Below are 16,523 nucleotides of genomic sequence, written 5' to 3' on the forward strand. Positions count from 1 at the left end.
AGCGCGGATTTCGGGGAGAAACCGACCGTTAAGCCGCACAAACGGCGTTAATCCGAACTGAGCGCTTCCGGCCACTAAGTGTCACCCGCCCCGAGGGTCGGATGCGATGTCCGAACGCACCATCTCGCGACGGCGGTTCCTGAAGGCGAGTAGCGCGACGATCGCGGCGGCCGCGGTCCCCGCGACGGCAGCGGCCGCGGAGTCGGGGTGGACCGTCGCCGAGACGCCGGTCGACGGCACCCTCCACGACGTCGAGTACACGGCCGCGGGCGCGTACGCCGTCGGTGGCGGCGGCGTCGTCATCGAGCGGGCCGGCGGCGCCTGGCGGAAGGTCCTCGACGGCGGCCCGACCGGCAACGGGAACAACCTCTACGGCGCCGACGTGACCGACGACGGCTCCCGGCTGTGGTTCGTCGGCGCGAGTGGGGCGATCGGCGAGTACGACGTCGAGTCCGGGACGCTCGCGGACCACTCGGCGCCGCTCGACAACACGAACAACTACAACGACGTCGCCGTGACCGGGCGCGCCGGCGAGGCGAACGTCTACGTCGCCGGCGACTCGGGCAAGATCTACTACAGCTTCGAGAACGGCGAGAGCGGCACCTGGGAGTACGTCACGCCCGGGAGCGGCTCGAACGTCAACGCCGTGGACTTCTACGGCGAGCGGGCCGGACACCTCGTCGACGGTAACAAGTCGGTCTTCCGCACCGCCGACGGCGGCGTCTGGAACAAGGCCGGCATCGCCGACGCCAACGTGAACTTCTACGGCGTCGACGCCGACGCCCCCGACGACGTGTGGGTCTCCGGCGGGGGCGGCCGGATCTTCCACTGGAACGGCTCGGAGTGGATCCCGGTCGACACGGGTGACGCGGGCCTCCGGGACGTCGAAGTCGAGGGGGGCCGCGGCCTCACCGTCGGCGGGGGCGGGAAGGCCTACGAACTATCCGACGGCCGCTGGGAACGGACGCCGACGCCGACCGGCGCGAACCTCAAGGCGGTGGTCCGCGGGGACAGGGACCTCGCGGTCGGTGCCGGCGGAATCGTCATCGAGCGGTAGCCGGTCGTCCGCGAGCACCGGCCGCCGATGCCGAGACAGTGCCCGCGGGGCGGCCGCTACGATCCGTCCGATCGGCCCCGCGTGAGCGCCCACAGCACGAGGAGGACCCCTTCGATCCGCGCGGCGGTGTAGATCCACGAGCGGGGTTCGCCGTCGTCGTCGGTCGCCAGCGCCATCCAGAAGTCGACCACCCGACGCGGGGCAAGCAGTTCTGCGAGTCCGAACGCGAGCGCGGTCACTCTGAGGAACATAGCTACGTGTTGGACGTCCGAGGAGTTAAGCCCGGTCGTGGTTCCCGTTCGACGAGAAGACGAGGTGCTCGCGGAGCTCGCCGGTCGTCACCGCGCTCGCATCCGCGTCCGCGGAGTCGTCTCCCTCGTCGGGAAGGACGACGGTCGCGCCCGCGAGAATCGGGGCCACGAGTCCCGAGGCGACGACGAGCGGGTCCGCGAACGGGCCGTCGACGACGACGTCGGTGCCGGGACGGAGGTCGGCCTCGGCGACGACGGTCTCGGCCGCCGCGAGCAGGTCCCGATGCGAGTACGTCCGCCCGTCGGCGACGAGCACGGGGTCCTGCGAGTCGACGCTCGCGGGGTGGACCGCGGGGTTCTCGCTCCAGACCTCCGACTCCCAGTGGGTCGTCGCGGGCGCATCGGGCGGGCCGCCGTGAACGGCGAGGCGGTGGCCCGGCGGGAGGTCGAAGTCGGCCTCGCGGTCGACCGGCGCGAGGATGGCCCGCGGCGGATCGTCGGTGCCGTCGGTCGCGTCCGCAAAGCGTGTCACAGCGCCCAACTGCGCCGCCCCGTAGAACGCGAGCACGGGCTCCGGGAGGGCGTCGGGAACGACGAGGACCTCGTCGTCCGCGCGGACCCCCAAGTAGCGGAGGACGTTACCGGACTTGTACGAGGTGGTGACGAAGTCGCGGTAGCTGTACGTCCGTCCGGGCCCCTCGGCGCGGAGCGCGGTCCCCGAGGTCCGCCGGTCGCGAGCGACCAGGTCGCCGATCGTCGCCGGGTCCGAGGGCGGCGCCGGGAAGTCGTCGGTCCCGTTCCCGTCCGGATGGGCGGTCATACCGGACGGTCGGCGCGGCGACGCAAAAACGCCGTCGGCTGTCGCGGCCCCGGGCCGTCCGCGGGCGCCTGCGGGCTCAGGGCGCGCCCGCGACGACGAGGGTGCTGTCCTCGTCGGCCGTCAGCGTCCGGACCGCCTCGGGCGCGACGCGGACGGCGTCGCCCGGATCCAGGTCGACCGTGTCGCCGTCGATCTCCAGGCTCGCGGTGCCGTCGACCAGGTAGTACACCTCCTCGTGATCGCGGTCCTCGTGGTCGTGCTTCATTCCCTCCCAGCCGGCGTCGACCTCGACGACGGTGAAACCGAGGTTCTCGCAGTCCAGTTCCTCCCGGAGGAAGAACATCCCGGGGGCCTTCTCGTCGCCGTCGGTGTAGTGGGATTTCGTGTGCGACATCGCCCGTGACTACGGTCGAGCGGCACCTGAAAGTGGGGGTCCCGGCGAGCGGTCGGCGCGTACCCAGATATTTGGTCCCGAGCGGTCTGGGAGCCACTATGAGCGAGGGCTTCAGCACCGTCGATCCCGAGGGCGTTCCGGAAGAGCAGTTCGACACCTGCGAGACGTCGGTCCGGAAGCTCACAGAGCGGCTCGGCGCCGCGGAGCTCCGGGTGAATCAGGTGATCGTAGAGCCCGGAGAGGTGACCACCCCGCACACCCACGAGGGCCAAGAGGAGGTGTTCGTCGCGATGACCGACGGGCAGATCGGTATCGAGGGCGAGGTTCACGACGTCGCCGAAGGGGAGGTCGTGCGCGTCCACCCCGACACGGTCCGGAATCTACTGAACCACACCGACGAGACGCACGTCTGGCTGGCGTTCGGCGCGCCGCCGGTCGGCTCGGTCGAGGACTTCGGCTCGTACGTCGTCGAGGACGGCGACTGAGCCCCGCGGGTCAGTCACTCGTTCGGGGCCAGATTGCCGCGCGCGACCGGGACCACCGCGCCGCCCTCCTCGATCTGAATCCGGTCGGCCGTCGCGCGGGCCTGCAAGTGCAGCATCGAGGGCCGGCCCATCTCGTAGCCCTGCTCGACGCGGACGTCGATCTCGCCGGTGCCGAGCACCTCGTGCCGGACCAGATACGCCGCGAGACAGCCGTTCGAGGAGCCGGTGGCGGGATCCTCGGGCACCCCGTAGAACGGCGCGAACACCCGGACCGCGAGATCGTTGTCGTCGTCGCGGGGGTCCCGACAGAACGCCAGGACGTTCTTGGCGTCGCGGTCGCCGGTCACGGCGTCGTAGGCGTCGCGGTCGACGTCGATGTCTGTCAGCGCCGCCCGGGATCCCAGCGGCACGACGATCGTCGGCAGGCCCGTCGAGACGACCTGCACCGGCCAGTCGGTGTCGAGATCCGCGAGGTCCAAGGAGAGCACGTCCGCCAGGGCCTCGTGAGACAGTTCGGCGCCGAACTCCGGCGGCCGCTGGGACATCCACAGCGTCTCGCGCCCGTCGCGCTCGCGAGCCTCGACGGGAATTTCGCCGACGTCGAGATCGAGCGTCACGGAATCGGGTCGCCCCGCGGCGATCTGTTCGCGGACGACGTGGGCCGTCCCGAGCGTGGGGTGGCCGGCGAAGGGGATCTCCGCCTCGGGCGTGAAGATCCTGACCCTCCAGGCGCCGTCGGACCGCTCGCCGACGAACGTCGTCTCCGAGAAGCCGATCTCCGCCGCGAACGCCTGCATCTCCGCGTCGGAGAGCGAGCCCGCGTCTTCGACGACCGCCAATTGGTTTCCAGCGTACCGTTCCCGCGCGAACACGTCGACGAGGTGGAGGGCGTTTCGCATAACCCTCGGTTGCGAGAGCGGTCGGTAAATCGTTTGTCCCGGGGCGATCGCGGTTCGTTGCGGCGGTGCGGAAAGCCGTCCGTGTCGCACCGCGAGACTCGCGTCGCGAGTCTCGCGGCTCTTTTTTGGTCCAGATTTTTTGCGGGGGTTCGAGGCCGCCCTCCGCGCGGCCGAGGACCCCCGTAAAAAAGGTGGATTAGAAGGAGTTCTTGATCTTCTCGAAGAAGCCCTCGCTCACGTCGATGTCCTCGCCGCCGGCCTCGGCGAACGCCTCGAGGGCCTCTTTCTGCTCCTGATTGAGGTCCTCGGGCGTGACGACCTGGACCTGGACGTAGAGGTCGCCGTGGCCGCGGCCGCGGAGGTGAGGCATCCCCTCGCCGCGCACGCGGAACTCCTCGCCGCTCTGGGTTCCGGCGGGGATCTCCAGTTCGGCGGCGCCGTCGACGGTCGGGACCTCGACGGTGGCGCCGAAGACCGCCTTCGGGAAGGAGATGGGAAGGCGGTGATAGAGGTCGTCGCCGTCGCGCTCGAAGGTGTCGTGGTCCCGGACCGAGACGTCGATTAGGAGGTCGCCGTTGGGGCCGCCGTTCTCGCCGGGCGCGCCCTCGCCTTCCATCCGGAGCGTCTGGCCGTCGCGGATGCCCGGCGGGATGTCGACCGAGAGCGTCGCCTCCTCGCGGGTGATGCCGTCGCCGCCGCAGGTCGAACAGGTCTCGCTGTAGCTCTCGCCCGAGCCGTCACACCGCGGGCACGTCTGGGTCTGCTGGACGCGACCGAGCGGGGTGTCGCGGACGGTGGTGGTCTGGCCGCGGCCGTTGCACTCCGGACAGGTGTTGACGTCGGCGTCCGCGGGGTGCCCGCGGCCGTTGCACTCCGAACAGCGCTCGGGGCGGGTGACGGTGAACTGCTTTTCGACGCCCTCGTAGACCTCTTCGAGGTCGAGGGCGACCTGCGTGCGGAGGTTCTGACCCTGTCGCGGACGGTTGCCGCGCTGGCCGCCGCCCTGCCCGCCGCCGAAGAACTGATTGAAGATGTCCTCGAAGGGGCTGCCCTGTCCGCCGCCGCCGCCCATTCCGCCGAAGGGATTACCGCGGCCCTGCCCGCCGCCGCGGCCGCCGGCGCCGCCCTCGAAGCCGCCGCGCTTTTCGGCCTGCTCGAAGCGCTCGTGGCCGAGCTGGTCGTACATCCGGCGCTTCTCGTCGTCGGTGAGGACCTCCTTGGCCTTCTTGATCTTCTTGAACTTCTCCTCGGCGTCGGGGTCGTCGGAGACGTCCGGGTGATACTCCGCGGCCTTCTTGCGGTAGGCCTGCTTGATCTCGTCCTCGGACGCGTCCCTGGAGACGCCGAGCACGTCGTAGAAGTCCTCGCTCATTCGTTGTCGCAGTCGTTATCGGTTGAGGTACTTCAACGGAACGGGTTTCGGAACCTCGGTCAGGCCCCTCGGGAACCACTTTTATACGCGCCGGGCGAGGGGCCGGTATGAAGGCCGTCACCATCACCGAACACGGCGACCGCGACGTCATCGAGTACGCCGAAGTACCCGATCCCGAGGTCGGCCGCGACGACGTCCTGGTCGACGTGAAGGCCGCCGCGCTGAATCACCTCGACGTCTGGACCCGGAAGGGACTGGGCTTCGATCTGGACTTTCCACACATCCCCGGCAGCGATATGGCCGGCGTCGTCGAGGAAGTCGGAGAAGACGTGACGCGCTTCGAGCCCGGCGACCGCGTCGCGCTCACCGCGGGCGTCACGGGCGGCGACGGCCCGACGGCCGGCTCGATCGCCTCACGACGCGACGACCCGACGCTCGCGCCGGACTTCAGCATCATCGGCGAGCACTCCCCCGGCGTCCACGCCGAGTACGCGGCCGTCCCCGCGGCGAACCTGATTCCCGTCCCCGAGGGCGTCGCCTGGGAGGTCGCGGGGTCGGCCTCGCTCGTCTTCGGGACCGCCTGGCGAATGCTGGTCCACCGCGCCGAGGTGAGGGCGGGCGAGCACGTCCTCGTCCACGGCGCCTCCGGCGGCGTCGGCCACGCGGCCGTTCAGATCGCCGACCACGCCGGCTGTGAGGTGTACGCGACCGCCTCCTCCGAGGAGAAACTGGCGTACGCCGCCGAGTGCGGCGCGGACCACCTGATCGATTACGAGGAGGAAGACTTCGCCGAGGAAGTCCACGAGATCACCGGGGGGCGCGGCGTCGACGTCGTCGTCGACCACGTCGGCGAAGCCACCTACGAGGGCTCGCTGCAGAGCCTCCGCAAGGGCGGCCGGTTCGTCACCTGCGGGGCGACGACGGGGCCGGACCCGGACGCGGCGCTGAACCGGATCTTCTGGAATCAGTTGGAGATCATCGGATCGACGATGGCGACGCCCGAGCAGGTCGAGGAGGTGCTCGGCCTCGTCTGGGACGGCACGTTCGAGCCGCGGATCCGCGCGACGCTGCCGATGAGCGAGTCCGCGCGGGCGCACGAGCTGATCGAGAACCGTGAGGGCTTTGGCAAGGTGGTCGTAATCCCGGACAGTGAGCTCTGACGACGAGGGATACGTCCATCGCCCGGGAGCCGTCGACGGCGACAGCGACGCGCCGGGCGGGGAGGCGGCCGCGGACAGCGCCGGGAAGGACGACTTCGGCACCCGCGGCTGGGCCCTCGTCGCGACTCTCGTCGTCTGTCTGCTCGTCGTGCCCGGGATCATCTACGTCCGGCCGGGCGTCCTCTCGGCGATCGGCGTCCCGTACATCGCCTCGCTGCTCGTCCTCCCGCTACTCCCGGCGGCCGCCCTCGGGCTGGTCGCCGTCTGGGCGATGACCGCCGGCGGCGACGGCGAGCGATAGCCCGCGAAATCGCCGGACGGTCCGCGCTGTTTGCGCTTCGACTTGTAGGTTTGCGAAAAGACTTATGACCCAGTGTGTGTGACAACATCTCTCACAGATGTTCGGATCGTTCTCCACGAGCTACTACCTCGGACGGCTGTACGTCGAGCCGTCCGACAGGGACGTGCCCGCGATCCAGCGGGCGGACCACGAAGCGATGAACGAGCGTCTCTACGGCGGCCGCGGCCTGTTCCGCGTCGACGCGCCGCTCGTGATGAAGCTTGATACGGGACACATCCCCGTCCTCGGCGACGAGGACATCCCCTCCGGAACCCTCGCCGTCCCCGAATCGGTCACCGACGAGAACCTCCCGGCCGAGCGCGACGTGTTGCTCGCGAAGGGCGAGCGCGCCGCCGAACTGCTCAAGTACTCCGGCTATCGCTTCGGCGACGACGCGGCGGTGGCTTGATAGTGATTACTCTCACTGTTTACCGCCGAACGCCGTTACCGGGGGTGGCGTTCGGCGGTAAGAGACGAGAGTAATCACTATGAGGGGGCCACTCGCGCCGCGTCCGACAGTATAAGTAGCCCGCGGCCGCGCCTCGGAGTATGCTCGACGAGTTGCTCGGCAGGGCGGAGCTCAAAGCCCGGATCGAGGAACTGGAGGAGGAAAAGCGCCACCTCGAACGCCGCGCCGAGGCCGAAGAGGAGCGCCGCTCGGAGGCCGTCCGCAAGCGCCAGGAGGCCGAGACCGAGATCAACCGCCTCGAAGACCGGATCGAGGGCCTCGAAGAGCGCGTCGAACGGCTCTCCGGCGAGGACTCGGACGTGTCGTTCCGCGGGACCGCCGACCTCCGGGGCGCGCGACGGGACGAGATCATCTCGCGGCTGGACTCGTTCGCGACCGACGCCGAGGGCGCGCTCACGGCGATGGTCCGCGAGTCGGTCCCCGACCCCGTCTCGGAGGCGCTCGGCGAGCGCGCGGCGCTCGTCCGCCGGGCCGCGCCCTGTCTGGTCTGCGTCGACGACGCGGGCCTCGTCGCCGCCGCGCTCGATCCGCCGACGGCGCCCGCGGCCTTCGCCGAGTGGGGCGAGGGGTTCCGCCTCGACCGCGCGTGGTTCGTCCCTGAGAATCCGGTGTGGGTCGCGCTCGTCCGCTCGGACCTGTTCGCGCTCGGCGTCTACGACGGCGCGGACGTCACCCTCGTCGACGACGTCGAGTCCGACGTGATGGGGACGCACTCGAAGGGCGGCTTCTCGCAGGCGCGGTTCGAGCGGCGCCGCGACCAGCAGGTCGACGACCACCTCGACCGGGCCCGCGAGGTGCTCGAAGCGCATCTCGGCGGCGCGGACGGGGCGGCGGAGGACGCGAGCGCGCTGCCGTCCGCGGACGCCGACGTGGTCGTCCTCGGCGAGGAGACCGTTCTCGGGCGGTTCACCGACCTCACGGACCGGACCGCCGCCGTCGACGCGACGGGCGAGCCGGGACCGGCGCTCGGAGACGCGGTCCGGGAGTTCTGGACGACGCGGCTGTGGCTCCTCTGATACTGGCCGTCGTAGCTGCGACCGACGCCCGACGCGCGGACCACGACCGTTAAATCAGCCCTCGGCCTGTTCTCGACTATGACAGGAAACGCCGACGACGCCGAGCGGGTGGTCGTCCTCGCCCACGAGAAGTTCCCCGAGCGCGCGAAGACGGCCACGGGCGTCCTGAAGTACGCCGACTACGACGTGGTCGCCGTCCTCGACCGCGACCGCGCCGGGACGACGGCGGCGGACCACCGCGCGGACCTGCCCGAGGTCCCGATCGTCGAGTCGATGGCCGACGCGCCCGACGCCGACACGCTGCTCGTCGGCATCGCGCCGATCGGCGGCGGCTTCGACGACTCCTGGCGCCCGGACGTCCGCACGGCGATCGAGCGGGGCTGCGACGTCGTCGCCGGCCTCCACTACTTCCTCGCCGACGACGAGGAGTTCGCGGCGCTGGCCGACGAGCACGGCGTCGACCTCCGCGACGTCCGGAAGCCGCCCGAGGACCTGACGGTCGCCTCCGGGAAGAGCGCCGACGTCGACGCCGAGGTCGTCCTGACGGTCGGCACCGACTGCTCGGTCGGGAAGATGACGGTCGCGCTGGAACTGATGGAGGCCGCCCGCGAGCGCGGCGTCGACGCCGGCTTCATCCCGACGGGGCAGACGGGAATTATGATCGCGGGCTGGGGGAACCCGATCGACCGCGTGATCTCGGATTTCACCGCGGGCGCCGTCGAGGAGATGCTCCTCGAGGTCGGCGACGACTACGACGTCCTCTTCGTCGAGGGCCAGGGCAGCATCGTCCACCCGGCGTACTCGGCGGTCACCTGCGGCATCCTCCACGGCGCGATGCCCGACTCGATGGTGCTCTGTCACGCCGCGGGCCGGGAGGCGATCCACGGCTACGAGGACTTCGCGCTCCCGCCGATCGGGGAGTACGTCGACCTCTACGAGGGGCTCGCCGCCCCGGTCCACGAGGGCGACGTCGTCGCGGGCGCGCTGAACACCTCGGGGGTCGACGGCGACGAGGCGGCCCGCGCCGCCGTCGACGACTTCACCGACGAACTGGGCGCGCCCGCGACCGACCCCGTCCGCTTCGATGCGGACGCGGTGCTGGACGCCATCCTCGACGAATGACGACGCTCACGACCGAGTTCGAGCGGCTCTCGCTCCCGCTCGCCGACGCCTTCACGATCTCGCGCGGCACGCAGACAGACGCCGAGAACGTCGTCGTGCGGATCCGCGACGGGGAGGGACACGAGGGCGTCGGCGCGGCCGCGCCGTCGGAGCACTACGGCGAGACGCCGGCGACGGTCGAGGCAGTCCTGCCAGACTTTCTCGACGTCGTCGAGGACGTCGGCGACCCGCACGCGATCGACCGAATCGAACGCGAGCAGCGGGCCGTCGTCGCGGACAACCCCGCCGCGCACGCCGCGGTCGATGTCGCGCTCCACGACCTCGCCGCCAAGCGCCTCGGCGTGCCGCTGTACCGTCAGTGGGGGATCGACCCGGAGCGGACGCCGAAGACGTCGTTCACGATCGGCCTCGACTCGACAGAGCGGATGCGCGAGAAGACGCGCGCGGCCGTCGAAGACGGCTACGACGTCCTGAAGGTGAAGCTCGGGACCGACAGAGATCGGGAAATCGTCGCCGCCGTCCGGGAGGAGGCGCCCGAGGCGCGCATCCGAGTCGACGCCAACGAGGCCTGGACGCCGCGGGAGGCGCTACGGACGATCGAGGACCTGGAACCTCACGGCGTCGAGTTCGTCGAACAGCCGGTGTCGGCGGACGACCCCGAGGGCCTGCGGTTCGTCTACGAGCGCTCGCCGCTGCCGATCGCCGCCGACGAGTCCTGCGTGCGGCTCCCGGACGTCCCCGCGGTCGCCGACCGCACCGACATCGTGAACCTCAAGCTGATGAAGTGCGGCAGTCTCGCGGAAGCCCGCCGGATGGTCGACGCCGCGCGGGCGCACGGACTGGAAGTGATGCTCGGCTGTATGATCGAGACGAACGCGGCCATCGCCGCGGCCTGCAACCTCGCGCCGCTCGTCGACTACGCCGACCTCGATGGCGCGCTCCTGCTCGCTGACGACGAGTACGCCGGCGTGCCGACCGAGGGGAGCGAGATCCGGCTGAGCGCTCTCGCCGACCGCGGGCTCGCGGGGACGGGCGCGCGGCCGCAGTAGGGGGCGGTCGACGCCGCGTAGGTTCTTATACCGATTCGAAGCCAGGAGGCGTGTGTACTGACACACGTCCCGCGTCGGGCCGCGGTCGCTCGGCACGTCGACGCGGGGGCGGTTCGGAACGGCGTGCCGACTGTTCGCCACAGCGCAGCAGGTGCGCGAGCGCGGACGCACACGCTTAACCGCGCGCGCCGAGTAGTCACGGCCAGATCCAGATGTCCCAGGTCACGCTCATCGGCGATCGCCTCGCGTCTCCGGGGACGGAGTTCGTCTACGAGGGCGAGTCGGCGGCCTGCGAGGGCTGTCCGTACCGGAAGCAGTGTCTCAACCTCACCGAGGGCGTCCGCTACGAGGTGACGGACATTCGAGAGAGCGGGCAGCTACTGGACTGTGCGGTCCACGACACCGGCGTCCGCGCCGTCGAGGTCGAGCCCGCCTCGATCATCGCCAACGTGGCCTCGAAGGGCGCCTACGCCGGCAGCAAGGTGTCCCTGCCCGGTCCCTGTCCGCACACCGAGTGCCCGAGCCACGAGTACTGCGTTCCGGAGGGCGCGGACTTCGAGTCGGAGTACCGGATCGACGAGGTGCGCGGCGAGCCGCCGCACGAGTTCTGCTACCTGGATCGCGACCTAGAGCTCGTCGAACTGGCGCCGCCGGAGTCGTAGTCGCGGTTTCGCCCGACTCCGACAGCCCGAGACCTACGCGAGCGTCCCGATCCGGTCGGCCGCGTAGCCGAAGACGTCCTCGTAGCCGTGGGCCGAGAGCAACACGGGATAGAACTCGTTTTCGGCGTTGTACGCCTCGCCGTCCGCCGCGGCGACGGGATCGCCGGGCGCGACGCGCTGGAAGTTGTCGACGAAGACGCGGTAGTCCTCGGCGGGATCTTTGGGGATCTGATCGAGGAGTCGGAAGACCGTGACCTCGGTCTCGTCGCGGCGGTGCAGCGACAGCGGCGGCTCGACGTCGCCCTCGATCGGCGCCGGAAGGACCCCCGTCGCAGCGAGGAACGCGCGGACGATCCAGTAGGCGTTCGTCGCGGCCTCGTCGCTCCGCTGGAGGCCGCACTCGACTTCGATGGTGTGGGCGTGGTCGATGAGCCGTCCGACCGCGAACTGGCCCGTCTCGACGACGTACTCCATCGGGAGGTGCGGGCAGATCGCGCGCGTGACGGCGTCGATCCCGTCGACGAGCGCGAAGGGCTCGGCGTAGGACTGGGTGGAGTGCAACGAGAGCACGGTCTTGCCGCGGAGCTCGCGGACCAAGTCGTGTGCCAGTCGCCCCTCGTGCGTGTCGGCGTTCGGGTCGCCGGGGAACGCGCGGTTGAGGTCCTCGTCGAGGTAGCGGACGCCGGCGTCGAGCGCCTCCTCGTTGGCGACGACGAGCTTGACCGGCCGCTCGACGTCGGGGTCGTCGGCGAGGAACCGCTCGATCGCGCGCGGGCCGCAGGGCTCGTCCCCGTGGACCGCGCCGACGACGGCGACCTCGGGCGTCCCCTCCCCGAGTTCGTATATTCGCATTCACGTGTCCGGAGGCGACGGAGAGTCAAATCTCTTTGTTTGTGGAGCGCCAAGCGGGACCGTGAGCGACCACACCCGCGACGACGCCGTCGGCCCGCCGACCTACGGTGCGCCCACCGGCTGGGACCCCGAGCGGATCGAATCGAACGGGTGGGAACACGGGACCCTCCGCCGGGCGACCGTCCACGGCGTCCGGCTGTACAATGCAAAAGCGTTCCACGAGGCGCACGACTGCTTCGAGATCGAGTGGTACAACTACGGCTCCGGGACGACAGAGAGCGCGTTCCTCCACGGGATGGTCCAGGTCGCCGCCGGCGCGTACAAGCACTACGACTTCGAGGACGACGACGGGATGCGGTCGCTGTTCCGCACCGCGCTCCAGTACCTCAGCGGCGTGCCCGGGGACTACTACGGCGTCGACGTCGACGACGTCAGGGCGACGCTCGACGCCGCGCTCTCGGACGCGACCGCCCTCGACGGCTGGCGGATCGAACTCGACGGCGAGCGGCCCGAGGCCGACCGGCTGGACCGCGAGTACGCCGAGCAGTTGGAGTGAGGTCGGTCGGCGCTACCTCTCGCTCGCCCGCGCGAGTTCTTCGTAGGCCTGCCACGACGGGTCGACCTCGGGGTGGGAGATCTCCTCGCCGTCGACGACGACGCCCGGATCTGGCTCGCCCTTCTCGCCGGCCGCCTCGACGGTCCCGGCTACGCCGACAGGCGTGCCTTCGGCTTCGAGCGCGTCGACGACGGCCGAGGTCCGGTCGGGATCGACCGCCAGCACGAGCGTCCCGCCGGTCGTCGCCCGCCAGGGATCGATCCCCAGCGCGTCGCAGGTCTCGCGGACGCCCGGCCGGAACGGGATCCGGTCCGTCGCGACGTCCAGCCGGACGCCCGCGCCGGTCGCCATCTCCACGAACGCGCCGAACAGCCCGCACTCGGTCGCGTCGTGCATCGCGTGGACGCCGCCGGCCGCGGCCGCGGTCATCGCGTCCCGGACGCAGGCGGCCTCGTCGAGTCGGGCCTGCGCGGCCGCGAGCGTCGCCGCATTGAGGTCGAACTGCTCGGGGAAGAGCGTGGTGAGCAGCCCGGTCGTCTCGACGGCCGGGCCCTTCGTCACGAGGACGTCGTCGCCGGCGCGGGCGCCGTCCGGACGGATCACGTCCGCGGGATCGCCGACGGCGAGCGCGGTCGCGCCGCCGACCCAGGGGAACGAACAGCCCGCGTAGCGGGCGGTGTGGCCGGTGACGATCGAGACGCCGAGATCCTCGGCTTCGGCGTGCATCGCGTCCCACATCGCCGCGAACGACTCGTCTTCGAACTCCGGCGGGAGCGTGAAGGAGATCGCGAGGTGAGACGGGGCGAGCCCCGAGACGGCGACGTCCGCGAGGACGAAGTCGAGGGCGAAGCGGCCGGCGCGCTCGAAGCCGAGCTCCGGGAGGATCGAAACGGGATCGGTCGCGATCGCGACCGCGGTGCCGTCGACGTCCAACAGCCCGAAGTCGACGCCGTGCGTCGGGCCGAGCGCGACGTCCGTGCGGTCGGCACCGAGCCGCGGAAAGACGTACTCGTCGAAGAACGTGCGGTCGACCTTGCCGAGATCCGCCATAGCGGACCGTCGCCGGCGCGGGCTTTGAACGTGGCGCTGTCGTCGCTGGCAGGCACCGTCGCGAGGAAAAGAACGGTCGGTCGCGGGACGGGGGGACCCGGACCGACCGGCTCACGAAGCGACGCGAGCGCGTATGGCGCGGAGCTCATCCCGCCGGTGACGACCCGGCTCGCGTCACCCGTTGCTTTCGGAGAGTGACATAAGAAGCTCGCTAAGACCTCTCCTGACGGCTATATAGTACGCGTCACCGCGCGAAAAGCAGTGATATCGGGTTGCTAGCCCGGTACTATGCCGATCGCTCACGCTGTGAGATCGGCGATGTCCCTTGCAGGACGCTCGGGGAATCTCGTTGAATGAATATATGCTTTGTTTTTCCGACTATCGGTATGCATTCGGGATCGAATTCCCGGTATATTATGATGATTTTAGCACGCTACGAGCTCGGTGTTCGATAGTAGCGTAGCCCAACGAGCCAAGTAACGTCCCTACTGTCATCCGCCGAGGATGAAAACCGAAGCGGAACCAAAGAGTCCAGACTAACGTTTGGATAATTTTGCCAGTAACAGGCGTGTCTGGCCTTCAGAAGTGCGAGGGGAGGGATTTGAACCCACGGACTCCTACGAGAGCGGATCTTGAGTCCGCCGCCTTTTCCAGACTCGGCCACCCTCGCGCCGCACTCGGGCGAACGCCCCCAGAGCCGTTTAAGCCTCCGGTTTCTGCTCAGGATCTCGAGACGGCTCGACCCTCGCCGAAGATCCGCACGGTCGGTATCTCGTGAGATTGGTATCGGTATATTGAATTGAGAGAGTAATTTGGTATGTGGTAGTAAGCGCGAAAGACCGTCATCGACGCGGGAACCGAGCGCCACTCCGAGGCCCTCGAAAGCGGGGAGTCGACGTGGGCGGTCGGATCAGCGCGAGGATCGATCTGATGTCTTGGGGACCGACGACACTGTACTGGATCAGTATCGCGCTCGCTTTCGTGTGGCTGTGGCTCGGAGACACGCGGGATCCCGACTCCGTGGTCTTCGTAGTGCTGTTCCTGAAGCTCGGTGGCGGGCTCGCGACGCTCTTGTTCCTGGCCCAACTCGACTCGGCGAGCGGCGCCCAGATCGCGGCCAACGGGCTGTCGCTGCTGGCGTTCCTGTTCGTGCTCGTGATCTTCGGAGGCAATATCGGATTCAAAAATCTGTTCAGAGGGCTCTTCGCGTGGCTGAGATAGCGGTCGCGTCGACGTCGCGTTCGACCGACGTGGGCTACTATTCGAGCGCTTCGCGCAGCCGGTCGGGGAGTTCGAGCGCGATCGCGGCCGCGACGGCCGGAGCGACGACCGCGAGGGCGACGAGCGCGACTCCGCCCCCGACGATCGCTAGCGGGACGGCCGCGAGCAGGAGCGCGACCGCGGCCGCGACGACGATCCCGCGGGCGAACACGTCGGCGACGCCCGCGGCGTAGTCACCGACGGCGCCCGGAATCTCTCCGAACCCCGGCTCTTCGGACATATCTGCTCCGACGAATGGGGGAGTGATAAGCGCTGTGTCGTCGCGTCACCACTCGATCGCGTCCTTGTCGCGCCAGAACCGCCCCGCGGGCGACCCCGGCCGGAAGCGGCAGAGCCACGTCGGGGTCTCCGCGCCTTTCGCGACCGATCGGTCGGCCTCTTCGCCGCCCATCTCGGTCCGGACCCAGCCGGGGCACACGGAGTTCGCGAGCAGGCCCTCGTCGCCGTACTCGCCGTGGAGGTACGCGGTGAGGCCGTTCAGTCCGGTCTTCGAGACGCGGTAGGCCGGGGAGCCGCCCGACTGCGACTCGGAGAGCGCGCCCATCCCGGAGGAGACGTTGACGACGCGACCGCCCTCGTTCTGGAGCAGCAGGGGCACGGTGTGCTTGCAGACGAGCATCGGGCCCCGGAGGTTGGTCGCGAGCGTCCGGTCGATCGTCTCCACCGACTCGGAGACGATGTCGGAGTCGAACTCCCCGACGCCGGCGTTGTTGACGACGACGTCCAGCCGCCCGGCGGCCTGGAAGATCTCGTCGGCCATATCGGAAATCTCGCCCTCCTGGGTGACGTCGACGAGGAGGTGCTCCCACGCCTCGGGGACGTCGTGACGCATCGAGCGGGTCGCGGCGAAGACCGTCGCGCCCAGGTCGTCGAGGTTCGCCGCGATCTGTCGGCCGATGCCGCGGTTCGCCCCCGTGACGAGCGCGACCTGTCCGTCCAGCGAGTCGTACAGCTCGGGGTCGGGCGTCGCCGCGGCGTCCGATCGGTCGTCGGTCATCGGTTCGGACAACGCGGTGTGCGTAAAAGGGGGTTCCGTCTCGTACTGACTCTTGTCACAATGTCTATTGTCAGTCCTCGAAGTCCCGGCGCATCGCGATCTCGAACCACGGACACAGCCGAAGCTGACGGTACCACTCGGGGTGTTCGTGGAGGTGCTCGTAGTCGGCCCACAGGAGGCCCGCGATCTCGTCTTCGTCGGGATCGAGCGTCGTGTCGTCGAGCGTCACCTTCAGGACGGCACAGACCTCCCACTCCAGGCCGGCGTTCTCGTAGTAGCGCTTGTACTCGAATTTGTCCGTCACGCGGAGGTCGGAGTACTGGTCCGGCGTGACGCCCAGTTCCTCTTCGAGGCGCTGTTTCGTCGCGTCGATCTGGGACTGTCCCTCGACCGGGTGGGAGGCGACGGTGCCGTCCCAGTGGGTGTCCCACAGGCGCTTGCCGGGCGCGCGCTGGCCGAGCAGGATCCGCCCCTCGCCGTCGAAGACGAGGCAGGTGAACGCCCGGTGGCGGATGCCGTCGCCCGTGTGGGCGTCGAGTCGGTTGACGAGTCCCGTTCGGTTGTCGTCCTCGTCGACGGCGATGACGTCCTGGAGGGCGTTTTCGTGTTGCTCGCCCGCGGCCGCGTCCCCGCCGGCGTCGGCGTCGGCCTCGCCCGACGCGGCGTCGTCGCGCTCGTCTACACTCATACT

At 69.7% G+C, this 16,523-nt stretch carries 21 protein-coding genes and 1 tRNA gene; 11 read left to right on the forward strand and 11 right to left on the reverse strand.

Features of this window, described 5'->3' with window-relative positions; all coding sequences use genetic code 11:
* Positions 1 to 106 precede the first annotated feature (106 nt).
* Positions 107 to 1,057 carry a WD40/YVTN/BNR-like repeat-containing protein gene (locus OS889_RS13200; RefSeq protein WP_372390441.1) on the forward strand — a complete coding sequence of 317 codons (951 nt, stop codon included), beginning with the start codon at positions 107 to 109 and terminating at the stop codon, positions 1,055 to 1,057.
* A 56-nt stretch (positions 1,058 to 1,113) separates the two neighbouring features.
* Here the strand turns inward: OS889_RS13200 and OS889_RS13205 are convergent, their stop codons facing one another.
* The 3 genes from OS889_RS13205 to OS889_RS13215 all read right to left on the reverse strand — a co-directional run bounded on the left by OS889_RS13205 (position 1,114) and on the right by OS889_RS13215 (position 2,522).
* Positions 1,114 to 1,308, reverse strand: a complete 195-nt coding sequence (locus tag OS889_RS13205; RefSeq protein ID WP_372390442.1) for a hypothetical protein — start codon at positions 1,306 to 1,308, stop codon at positions 1,114 to 1,116.
* A gap of 25 nt (positions 1,309 to 1,333) precedes the next feature.
* Positions 1,334 to 2,128 carry an acyl-CoA synthetase family protein gene (locus OS889_RS13210; protein ID WP_372390444.1) on the reverse strand — a complete coding sequence of 265 codons (795 nt, stop codon included), beginning with the start codon at positions 2,126 to 2,128 and terminating at the stop codon, positions 1,334 to 1,336.
* Positions 2,129 to 2,204: 76 nt separating this feature from the next.
* The gene (locus OS889_RS13215; protein WP_372390445.1) at positions 2,205 to 2,522 is read right to left on the reverse strand and encodes a cupin domain-containing protein; all 318 of its coding nucleotides are present in this window, start codon (positions 2,520 to 2,522) and stop codon (positions 2,205 to 2,207) included.
* A 98-nt stretch (positions 2,523 to 2,620) separates the two neighbouring features.
* Here OS889_RS13215 and OS889_RS13220 point away from each other — a divergent pair, with 98 nt between their 5' ends.
* Positions 2,621 to 3,007: a cupin domain-containing protein gene (locus tag OS889_RS13220; protein ID WP_372390447.1), complete on the forward strand. Its 387-nt coding sequence runs from the start codon at positions 2,621 to 2,623 to the stop codon at positions 3,005 to 3,007.
* A gap of 14 nt (positions 3,008 to 3,021) precedes the next feature.
* Here the strand turns inward: OS889_RS13220 and OS889_RS13225 are convergent, their stop codons facing one another.
* Together OS889_RS13225 and dnaJ are read right to left on the reverse strand one after the other, a co-directional pair.
* Positions 3,022 to 3,906, reverse strand: coding sequence for a PhzF family phenazine biosynthesis protein (locus tag OS889_RS13225; protein ID WP_372390449.1), 885 nt, complete (start codon positions 3,904 to 3,906; stop codon positions 3,022 to 3,024).
* A gap of 196 nt (positions 3,907 to 4,102) precedes the next feature.
* Positions 4,103 to 5,278 carry a molecular chaperone DnaJ gene (dnaJ, locus tag OS889_RS13230; protein WP_372390451.1) on the reverse strand — a complete coding sequence of 392 codons (1,176 nt, stop codon included), beginning with the start codon at positions 5,276 to 5,278 and terminating at the stop codon, positions 4,103 to 4,105.
* A gap of 107 nt (positions 5,279 to 5,385) precedes the next feature.
* Here dnaJ and OS889_RS13235 point away from each other — a divergent pair, with 107 nt between their 5' ends.
* From OS889_RS13235 to OS889_RS13265, 7 genes are all read left to right on the forward strand, one after another.
* Positions 5,386 to 6,438, forward strand: coding sequence for a zinc-binding dehydrogenase (locus OS889_RS13235; protein ID WP_372390453.1), 1,053 nt, complete (start codon positions 5,386 to 5,388; stop codon positions 6,436 to 6,438).
* Positions 6,428 to 6,739 carry a DUF7977 family protein gene (locus tag OS889_RS13240; RefSeq protein WP_372390455.1) on the forward strand — a complete coding sequence of 104 codons (312 nt, stop codon included), beginning with the start codon at positions 6,428 to 6,430 and terminating at the stop codon, positions 6,737 to 6,739. Before OS889_RS13235 ends, OS889_RS13240 begins: the two co-directional genes overlap by 11 nt.
* A 97-nt stretch (positions 6,740 to 6,836) precedes the next feature.
* Complete coding sequence (locus OS889_RS13245; RefSeq protein ID WP_372390457.1) at positions 6,837 to 7,187, forward strand: DUF5802 family protein; 351 nt, start codon at positions 6,837 to 6,839, stop codon at positions 7,185 to 7,187.
* Positions 7,188 to 7,327: 140 nt separating this feature from the next.
* Positions 7,328 to 8,263, forward strand: coding sequence for a Vms1/Ankzf1 family peptidyl-tRNA hydrolase (locus OS889_RS13250; RefSeq protein ID WP_372390459.1), 936 nt, complete (start codon positions 7,328 to 7,330; stop codon positions 8,261 to 8,263).
* A 78-nt stretch (positions 8,264 to 8,341) separates the two neighbouring features.
* Positions 8,342 to 9,385 (forward strand): N-acetyltransferase DgcN family protein, encoded by a 1,044-nt coding sequence (locus tag OS889_RS13255; RefSeq protein WP_372390461.1) that lies wholly within the window; start codon positions 8,342 to 8,344, stop codon positions 9,383 to 9,385.
* Positions 9,382 to 10,434: a dipeptide epimerase gene (locus OS889_RS13260; protein WP_372390464.1), complete on the forward strand. Its 1,053-nt coding sequence runs from the start codon at positions 9,382 to 9,384 to the stop codon at positions 10,432 to 10,434. Before OS889_RS13255 ends, OS889_RS13260 begins: the two co-directional genes overlap by 4 nt.
* A gap of 212 nt (positions 10,435 to 10,646) precedes the next feature.
* Positions 10,647 to 11,096: a UPF0179 family protein gene (locus tag OS889_RS13265; protein ID WP_372390467.1), complete on the forward strand. Its 450-nt coding sequence runs from the start codon at positions 10,647 to 10,649 to the stop codon at positions 11,094 to 11,096.
* Positions 11,097 to 11,129: 33 nt separating this feature from the next.
* Here OS889_RS13265 and OS889_RS13270 read toward each other — a convergent pair whose 3' ends face one another.
* Positions 11,130 to 11,948: a M14 family metallopeptidase gene (locus OS889_RS13270; RefSeq protein ID WP_372390470.1), complete on the reverse strand. Its 819-nt coding sequence runs from the start codon at positions 11,946 to 11,948 to the stop codon at positions 11,130 to 11,132.
* Between the two features lie 61 nt (positions 11,949 to 12,009).
* On the opposite strand from OS889_RS13270, the gene OS889_RS13275 reads away from it, so the two are divergent.
* Positions 12,010 to 12,504 carry a DUF309 domain-containing protein gene (locus OS889_RS13275; protein ID WP_372390473.1) on the forward strand — a complete coding sequence of 165 codons (495 nt, stop codon included), beginning with the start codon at positions 12,010 to 12,012 and terminating at the stop codon, positions 12,502 to 12,504.
* Positions 12,505 to 12,516: 12 nt separating this feature from the next.
* Here OS889_RS13275 and OS889_RS13280 read toward each other — a convergent pair whose 3' ends face one another.
* Both OS889_RS13280 and OS889_RS13285 read right to left on the reverse strand, forming a co-directional pair.
* On the reverse strand, positions 12,517 to 13,554 hold the full coding sequence (locus OS889_RS13280; RefSeq protein ID WP_372390476.1) for an AIR synthase family protein: 1,038 nt from the start codon (positions 13,552 to 13,554) through the stop codon (positions 12,517 to 12,519).
* Between the two features lie 586 nt (positions 13,555 to 14,140).
* Positions 14,141 to 14,224, reverse strand: a tRNA-Leu gene (locus OS889_RS13285).
* A gap of 260 nt (positions 14,225 to 14,484) precedes the next feature.
* On the opposite strand from OS889_RS13285, the gene OS889_RS13290 reads away from it, so the two are divergent.
* Entirely contained in the window at positions 14,485 to 14,775 is a 291-nt protein-coding gene (locus OS889_RS13290) for a hypothetical protein (protein ID WP_372390478.1), read from the forward strand.
* A gap of 37 nt (positions 14,776 to 14,812) precedes the next feature.
* On the opposite strand, the gene OS889_RS13295 is transcribed toward OS889_RS13290, so the two are convergent.
* The 3 genes from OS889_RS13295 to OS889_RS13305 form a co-directional block, all read right to left on the reverse strand.
* Positions 14,813 to 15,055: a hypothetical protein gene (locus tag OS889_RS13295; RefSeq protein ID WP_372390481.1), complete on the reverse strand. Its 243-nt coding sequence runs from the start codon at positions 15,053 to 15,055 to the stop codon at positions 14,813 to 14,815.
* A 45-nt stretch (positions 15,056 to 15,100) separates the two neighbouring features.
* Positions 15,101 to 15,832: an SDR family NAD(P)-dependent oxidoreductase gene (locus OS889_RS13300; RefSeq protein ID WP_372390484.1), complete on the reverse strand. Its 732-nt coding sequence runs from the start codon at positions 15,830 to 15,832 to the stop codon at positions 15,101 to 15,103.
* Positions 15,833 to 15,902: 70 nt separating this feature from the next.
* A complete protein-coding gene (locus OS889_RS13305) occupies positions 15,903 to 16,520 on the reverse strand; it encodes an NUDIX hydrolase (RefSeq protein ID WP_372390487.1) in 618 nt (205 codons plus the stop codon).
* Positions 16,521 to 16,523: the final 3 nt, after the last annotated feature.

The sequence above is a fragment of the Halobellus sp. MBLA0158 genome, assembly GCF_041477585.1.
In the GTDB taxonomy this organism is placed as follows: Archaea; Halobacteriota; Halobacteria; order Halobacteriales; family Haloferacaceae; genus Haloquadratum; species Haloquadratum rubicundus.